The 6,553-nt window shown below is 41.2% G+C and carries 9 protein-coding genes and 1 pseudogene; 6 read left to right on the top strand and 4 right to left on the bottom strand.

What is annotated here, in order from left to right; all coding sequences use genetic code 11:
• Positions 1-379 precede the first annotated feature (379 nt).
• Entirely contained in the window at positions 380-1,156 is a 777-nt protein-coding gene (locus tag JCM14467_RS10230) for a hypothetical protein (protein WP_054850051.1), read from the bottom strand.
• Between the two features lie 528 nt (positions 1,157-1,684).
• Between JCM14467_RS10230 and JCM14467_RS17835 the strand changes: the two genes are divergently transcribed.
• The 6 genes from JCM14467_RS17835 (at position 1,685) to JCM14467_RS10210 (ending at position 4,896) form a co-directional block, all read left to right on the top strand.
• Positions 1,685-1,828, top strand: a complete 144-nt coding sequence (locus JCM14467_RS17835; protein ID WP_252901343.1) for a hypothetical protein — start codon at positions 1,685-1,687, stop codon at positions 1,826-1,828.
• 125 nt (positions 1,829-1,953) lie between these two features.
• Entirely contained in the window at positions 1,954-2,223 is a 270-nt protein-coding gene (locus JCM14467_RS10225; RefSeq protein WP_256359244.1) for an FkbM family methyltransferase, read from the top strand.
• A 158-nt stretch (positions 2,224-2,381) separates the two neighbouring features.
• Positions 2,382-3,272, top strand: a complete 891-nt coding sequence (locus JCM14467_RS10220) for a hypothetical protein (protein ID WP_252901342.1) — start codon at positions 2,382-2,384, stop codon at positions 3,270-3,272.
• A gap of 12 nt (positions 3,273-3,284) precedes the next feature.
• Complete coding sequence (locus JCM14467_RS17830) at positions 3,285-3,833, top strand: hypothetical protein (RefSeq protein WP_252901341.1); 549 nt, start codon at positions 3,285-3,287, stop codon at positions 3,831-3,833.
• Positions 3,834-3,835: 2 nt separating this feature from the next.
• On the top strand, positions 3,836-4,384 hold the full coding sequence (locus tag JCM14467_RS17825; RefSeq protein WP_252901340.1) for a hypothetical protein: 549 nt from the start codon (positions 3,836-3,838) through the stop codon (positions 4,382-4,384).
• Positions 4,369-4,896 carry an HAD family hydrolase gene (locus JCM14467_RS10210; RefSeq protein WP_054850048.1) on the top strand — a complete coding sequence of 176 codons (528 nt, stop codon included), beginning with the start codon at positions 4,369-4,371 and terminating at the stop codon, positions 4,894-4,896. Before JCM14467_RS17825 ends, JCM14467_RS10210 begins: the two co-directional genes overlap by 16 nt.
• Before the next feature lie 120 nt (positions 4,897-5,016).
• Here the strand turns inward: JCM14467_RS10210 and JCM14467_RS10205 are convergent, their stop codons facing one another.
• The 3 genes and pseudogenes from JCM14467_RS10205 to JCM14467_RS10200 form a co-directional block, all read right to left on the bottom strand.
• Positions 5,017-5,205: a carbamoyltransferase C-terminal domain-containing protein gene (locus tag JCM14467_RS10205; protein WP_252901339.1), complete on the bottom strand. Its 189-nt coding sequence runs from the start codon at positions 5,203-5,205 to the stop codon at positions 5,017-5,019.
• Positions 5,186-5,290, bottom strand: a pseudogene (locus JCM14467_RS17820) (hypothetical protein); the annotation flags it as partial. The pseudogene JCM14467_RS17820 and the gene JCM14467_RS10205, both read right to left, overlap by 20 nt.
• A 239-nt stretch (positions 5,291-5,529) precedes the next feature.
• Positions 5,530-6,189, bottom strand: coding sequence for a hypothetical protein (locus tag JCM14467_RS10200; protein WP_054850046.1), 660 nt, complete (start codon positions 6,187-6,189; stop codon positions 5,530-5,532).
• Positions 6,190-6,553: the final 364 nt, after the last annotated feature.

Genomic DNA, 6,553 nt, shown 5'->3' with positions numbered 1-6,553 from the left:
TTTTACATTTTTCATTTAACATATAATATAATATTTAATACAAAAGTATATTTTCTTAGGTTCTTTAATACTGATAATATTAATTATTGATCATAAACTCTTCCTGAATTATAATCTTTATTTAACTTGATCTTGATCTATATAATATTTTACCAACTCCCTTACATCATTTAAGGGCTTAAGTAAGATGATGGCTTCATTAGACTTAACCAATCAAATTATTTGTCAGATTGTTAAACAGGTATGTAACGATTAAACCCTCTTATACGTAAATACCGTCATAAAAACTATCATGGTTAAATACCATTATTTAATGAGGTTCCCTAGATTTCTAATCATAGACAATGAGTACTTAATTCTGTATCTCATGAACTCATGCCTATGAAACTCCCTGTATAGCCTTGGCGAATTGATGATGAGCAATAGCTACAAATAATTCAGTGATTTTTCCCAGAGTTGACCCGTGATAGTGATGATGGCTGGCTATTGTCCAGAGAGTCTCCTTAATATCCATTAAATAAGCAATCACCCCCAAGAGCGTTTCATCGCTTATAAAGTTTCTGAGCCAGGGATCGATTTGATTAACGGTCTTCTCTACACGGTTTATTAACTCAATGTCTGGTAACTTCATGAAGGCAATTACTTGTTTAGGACCTATAAAGAATATAGGGCCGCCTCTAAATAACCCGCCTAATGAATCGTCATAAACCTTATATGCATAAATGGGTCTCGTGTCATTACCCAGCTTAACATCGCCTATCTCCCTGCTTCTAATTAGTAAATGCTTGGGGTTTCTCTTCCACGTCTCGACATCAAGTATTGTGTATATAGGAGCTTGGGCACTCAGTACTTTATGAACCTCGGTTAATACTGGCTCAACAACGTTATCGCTATCCACAACCATGACCTCACTACCAATGCTATGGAAGTCTTTAAGCATTGTTAGCCACGTGTTATTCCTATTGCGCCAATTACCAAGCTTAACTTCAATACCGTTCGGCACTACTTTACTAATGATCTCTTTCTGTCTCTCATGAAAGACATTATCTACATAAACAATGGCAGTCTTTGGCATTAAAATCTCAACATTTCTCATGAAATACTCATTAATCTCATGAATCCTATAAAACGGTAAATAGGTTACTAAAGTCACCATTTCAAATTCGCTTAAAGAAAGGATCTATTTAAGTTTGAAGACATCTTAAGACATAATCCATCTTATTATGACGGTTATAGATCAGTAAATAAGTCATCGAAATAAGAAATAAAACATAATAGTATGAAGCTTAATTAAATAATATTTAATTTTATGTCTATTTTATTAGATAAAATTAGGATTAAGTTTAAATATGTTATATTTAAGAAATAACGAAAATTAGTGTCCCTACACTAATTAGGATAATTCTAAGTAAGTTCTATCAAACGCAATGAAAAGAAACTGTATTAAGATTAATGTAGGTCAGGAGGTGAGACTTGTATTGGTACTTTACTTTATTCGAACATTATATGATACTTTACCTTTGGTCTCTTTAGGAGATGTTAAATGCTATCCTAAAGCGATGCCCTAATAATTAATGGCTTAACTGTTAAGCTTCAATTTCATGATGACTATATAAATTTAGGACCTGCTAAATTTAAGGATCTCCATCTTGAAGATGGCTATTCTCCGGTAATCGAAACTTTCGTGAAACAGGAGTATTGGTTTGGTAATGTTAGTGATTTTGTTGATGATTCTGTAATTTACTTCGCACTTAAAGGTGCCAAGAAGGCTTACGCTGTTGAGCTCATCCGTGTGCCCAATGCTGAAATGCTCAAAACACCAAACTAAACAAAATGACGGAATAACCTCAATAAACACAGCAATAGGAAGCAGGCCGGGAAAAATCAGTATCAAGCAGTATTGATATCGGCAGTACGAGAAATGTCTATTACGGCCTATGAGTCAATGACGATATTGAGGTACCAATGGTCACGCTAAAGCAATTAATCAACAATTACAATATCGAACCAGGCATACTTAAAATGGACTACGAAGGCTGCGAATTTGACATAATACTCAACGACTACGAAAGCGTTAGGTTATTCAGGGAATTAATATTCGAATTACATGAGTACAGGGGTCCCTCAAAGGAATTAATGAATAGATTAATTAACGATTATAGGTGCAGGGAGGTAAGGATTGGTAAGGATTTAGAGATAGTACATTGCGTAAGACTGTGGTGATTTAATACCTGGTCTTTCATTAAGGCTGAGGATTATGCCTTAGGGGTTTAAAGTAATAACAGTGTTAGGATGAGTGGAGTTAATATTAATGGTTGTATTCATATGATTTAGTACTTAGTGTGTAGGTTTAGGATTTAGTTTTTATTTGGGTTTCCTTGATGTGGGTTGTTATGTCTGTGTTTCCGTTTGGTAGTATTGCTGAGGTTAGGCCTGTGCTTGTTGGTATTGCCGATTATGCTGTTTGGGGTTCCGTCTTTAGGGACTTTGATAGTTCAATTAATTTGTACGCATCTATTTGCGGTGGTCCCCGGGATTGTTCCATCGTCCTTTATAGGTCACTTGATGGGATTTCGTTTAGGGAGGTTGGCACAGTGATTAGTGATGGGTTGACTGCGGCGCCCTTTAGGTTTGGTGAATTGTATTACATCGTTTATGTGGATAGGAAGAGGGGTAATAGGGTTAGGCTTGCGGTTTCGAGGAATCCGGACTCCGGCTTTAAGGATGAGGCGATAATCGCAACACCACAGGTCTTTGGTAATGCCGCTGAGATTGACCTTGGGTGCAACGTATATATGAGGGGTCCCATGGTTGATTTGATAGTGAGTAATATATTGCCGTACCCAAGGAATCTATATCTACTTAGGTTTTCCGTCAGCGGCAATTTCGTAATGGCTAGGCCCCTGGTTAATGGCTCCGGTGTTCCAGGTCCTTGGCATAGCCTGCATAATGCGTCTGTTTATAGGGTTGGTGATACGTACTACCTATTATCGGCATCTAATGATTACTCACAGAAGCCGTATAGAGGCTACATACTTACCTTCATAATGGATTCCCCATACAATGTTAGTGACTCATTTAGGTACGTACTCATCGACGCAACACAGCTATCTAAGTTATTTGTCGGTAGGGAGACGGTACTTGGTGCGGACACGCCGTCACTGTTAGTGAGCGGTAATGAGATATTACTATACCTGAGTGTTGTGGATAGGAGTGATGGTCCCTGGAACCTCTATGTAATTAAATATAAAGGTGAGAATTACGCGTTTTAGGGGTTGAGAAGAATGCGTAGTGTCAGGGCATTAATCACGGGTATTGGCGGTATTGGCGGTGTAAACTTCGTCAATGCCTTAAGGCTCGCGGAGAGCCAGGTTGGTTTGAAGTTATACCTCGTGGGTACTGACCACAACCCATACTACATACACTTCGCCAGTGTAGACACCAGGTATAGGACACCACGCCATGATGACCCAACCTTCCTAAGCACGTTATTGGACATAATCAAGAGACACGGCATCGAATTCCTACATCCACACCCAAGCGTTGAGGCTAGGGTGGTGGCGAGTAATAGGGAATTGTTTGATTTAATCAAAGTGAGGACCTACTTACCGAGCCCTGAGTCCATAGCTCCCGATAAGGACGTGATAGTCGAGAAGATGGTCAGGGCGGGAGTTCCCGTACCAAAAACGGTGGCCATAAAGTCCCTGGATGATATTAACGAGGCATTTTCCAGGCTGGGAAGCCCACTGTGGATAAGGGCTAGACGTGGTGCGGGTGGTAGGCTTAGCCTTAAGGTTAATAGCCTGAGGAGGCTAAACTTTGGGTTAAGCTAAATGTGATTCAGGGTAGGGCATCAATTGAGGACTTCATAATACAGGAGTACCTGCCAGGTAGGGACCTGGCCTTCGACTCCCTGTGGTATAGGGGTAAGTTAGTTACGTCCTACTCTAGGGAACGCATTGAGTACCCATTTAAACATATATCTCTCTCGGGAATAACAGGCACGCCCTCAGTGGCTAGGATAATAAGCAATGATGAGGTTAATAAAGTGGGTGTAAGGGCCGTACTCGCACTCGACCCAGAACCTCACGGCTTCTACTCAGTCGACTTAAAGGAAGGTCCTGATGGAAAAATAATGGTTACAGAGGTTGACGGTAAGTGGCACACAACCGCGCCTCTCTGGGGTTTCTCAATGGCGAAGGCTTACCAGGAACCAAGATATAACCTAGCCTATATCTACCTGGCACTCGGCATGTGGGGTGAATTACCCTGGGATCTTCCTCAGTACGACTTATTCCCAAGTGATCACTACCTAATTAGGCAAATGGATAGTGGCGTACTACTAATGCGTGGGAGGGATGGTAATCTATGGAGAATACTATAGCCAGGGTTAATTACGCACTTGTCCTTGACTTTGACGGTGTAATAACCAGACTAAGCATTAATTGGAAATCATTAAGGGAAGAACTCAGTAGGTACCTGGGCATTAAGGTCGTGAGTATTAATAAGCTCTTTGAGGAAGCCTATGGAACACAAACCTACTGGTTAGCGCACGAATTCGTGGAAAGGCAGGAGTTAGAGGCAATAAAAACGAGCATATTGAATAGTGGAGTCAGGGAGTTAATCACATCATTCCCCGGCATTAAATACATAGCAACACTACAGTCCGAGAAAGCGGTAATCGAATTCCTAAAGATGCATGGACTGCTCAACCTTTTCAAAGAAATACTCGGCAGACCAAGGTTTGCTAATAAGGAGCAGGAACTTAGGTATATAATTAACATGATAGAGCCAGATAGGGTAATATTCATAGATGATTCACGAAAAAAACATAGAGACCTGCGAGAAACTCGGAATAAAGTATTGTATTCACATGAGAGATCCCTCAGAGATTAATCATATCATTAAATCACTAAAAGATTTGCTTCATTAAGGCAGCCATGTTTCAAAGAAAACCGTGAAACAAGAATAGCAATACTCAGGTAAGACTGTATAAGGTTATCTTTTATGAATTAGTCATCCTTGTATGTATATTGCGTTGAATTTCTTTAGTGCGAAGTCTCTCAGTGCCTCCTGTGGTGTTTCTACGAATGGTTTTCCGGCCAAGTTAAAGCTTGTGTTCAATATGATTCCTTCGCCGGTTATGTCTTTGAAGGCTTTTATGAGTTCGTACCATGTAGGGTTCTCATCCTTGGCAACGCCCACCACTCACGACCCTTAACATCATTGACCATCCCCACACGTCAGCCCTCCTCGGGTCGGCAATGATGGACCTATTACCAAGAACCCTAGGACCAAGCCCAGCCCTACCCTGAAACCAAGCAACAACACTAGGTTAATTCCTCAAAAACCCATAATTAACCCTTACGTTGCCCTAAAGAACCCAGAGCTCCAATGAACGTGAGACAATAATTTCCCCAGTCATTAAGAGCTGTGATGTCCAATATTCCTAAAAGACGTGAACCTTATTGCCTGGGCCTTACCCTGGGAATGGGGTTCTCTCGTTACCGACCTCGATTAGCCACACGCCTAATTCTTTGGCTTTCTCCACGGCGTCCGGCAGTGCCTCATGCAGTAGGCAACAATAATGACCCTCCCAGGGAATTTATCTGGGAATAATTTCACTGCCTCCTTAACCCTCTCCACGACGCGGTCAATAATTGCGGCACTGACCCTAATCTTCGCCTCGCCAACAATGGTTACCTGCCCGTTCGAGCCATAGATGCCGAACTCGTACCTATAGTCGAGCTGAACCCTATCCGTATCAATATTAATACCCCTCCGCCTAAGGTAGTTAGACACTAGGCTATTAGCCTCAGCCTCAAGACCCAGCGTTAGATTCTCTACGGTTCTATCTAACTTATTCAGTCTCTCCTTCACCTCCCCCATATCCTTCCTTAACCCCTCCTGACCCTTCTCCAGTGAGTCTACCTTAGCCTTTAAGTACTCAACGTCTTGCTTGAGCACGTTGAAGTCCTGCCTTAGGGCAGTTACCTCCTTAGCCAAACCATCAACCCTATCCTCCAACTTACCAACCCTTTCTTTTAAACCGGCAACCTCGTTGGTTAAGGCAGCCACAGCCTTAATAAGCTCCTGAACACCCAACAAACCCATCACAGCATACCTAAATTCCCAATCCTCCTCCAAAGCCCTCAGAAAACGCTCCTTCTCCTCAGAACTAAGACCCATGACCCAGCACTAATATCCTATAACCAATTTATAAGTCTATTACCAATTAAATGAGTTAAGTATGCCTAATATAAGATTCATGTCTGACCTGGTAATCCTATCCGCGAGTTTAAGATAAGCCTATCCTTCCTATGATGTGAGTTAATCATTACCAACCTGCACATCAGCGAGACGCTTAACCGTTTAAAACTGCCGGACTTTCATTACAAGTGTATGATACGATGTAAGGTTGAATCATGATAGTTTTTCTAATGGCTGATTTTTTTGACTTCATTAGTCTTGTAATCATTGATGGAGATTACAGATTGAAGAATGCTAGGACTTACCGGTTTTAAGGAGGCGGTTAAGAGAATGCCGTGAAGCG

The sequence above is a fragment of the Vulcanisaeta sp. JCM 14467 genome (assembly GCF_001316245.1).
Lineage (GTDB): Archaea > Thermoproteota > Thermoprotei > Thermoproteales > Thermocladiaceae > Vulcanisaeta.
The sequence above is the reverse complement of the archived record's forward strand: the minus strand, read 5'-3'. Positions and strand labels throughout refer to the sequence as shown.

Coding starts and splice junctions, on each gene's coding strand:
- JCM14467_RS10210 (WP_054850048.1), top strand. CDS start 4,369: ATGGAGAATACTATAGCCAGGGTTAATTACGCACTTGTCCTTGACTTT.
- JCM14467_RS10200 (WP_054850046.1), bottom strand. CDS start 6,189: ATGGGTCTTAGTTCTGAGGAGAAGGAGCGTTTTCTGAGGGCTTTGGAG.
- JCM14467_RS10220 (WP_252901342.1), top strand. CDS start 2,382: ATGTGGGTTGTTATGTCTGTGTTTCCGTTTGGTAGTATTGCTGAGGTT.
- JCM14467_RS17830 (WP_252901341.1), top strand. CDS start 3,285: ATGCGTAGTGTCAGGGCATTAATCACGGGTATTGGCGGTATTGGCGGT.
- JCM14467_RS10230 (WP_054850051.1), bottom strand. CDS start 1,156: ATGGTGACTTTAGTAACCTATTTACCGTTTTATAGGATTCATGAGATT.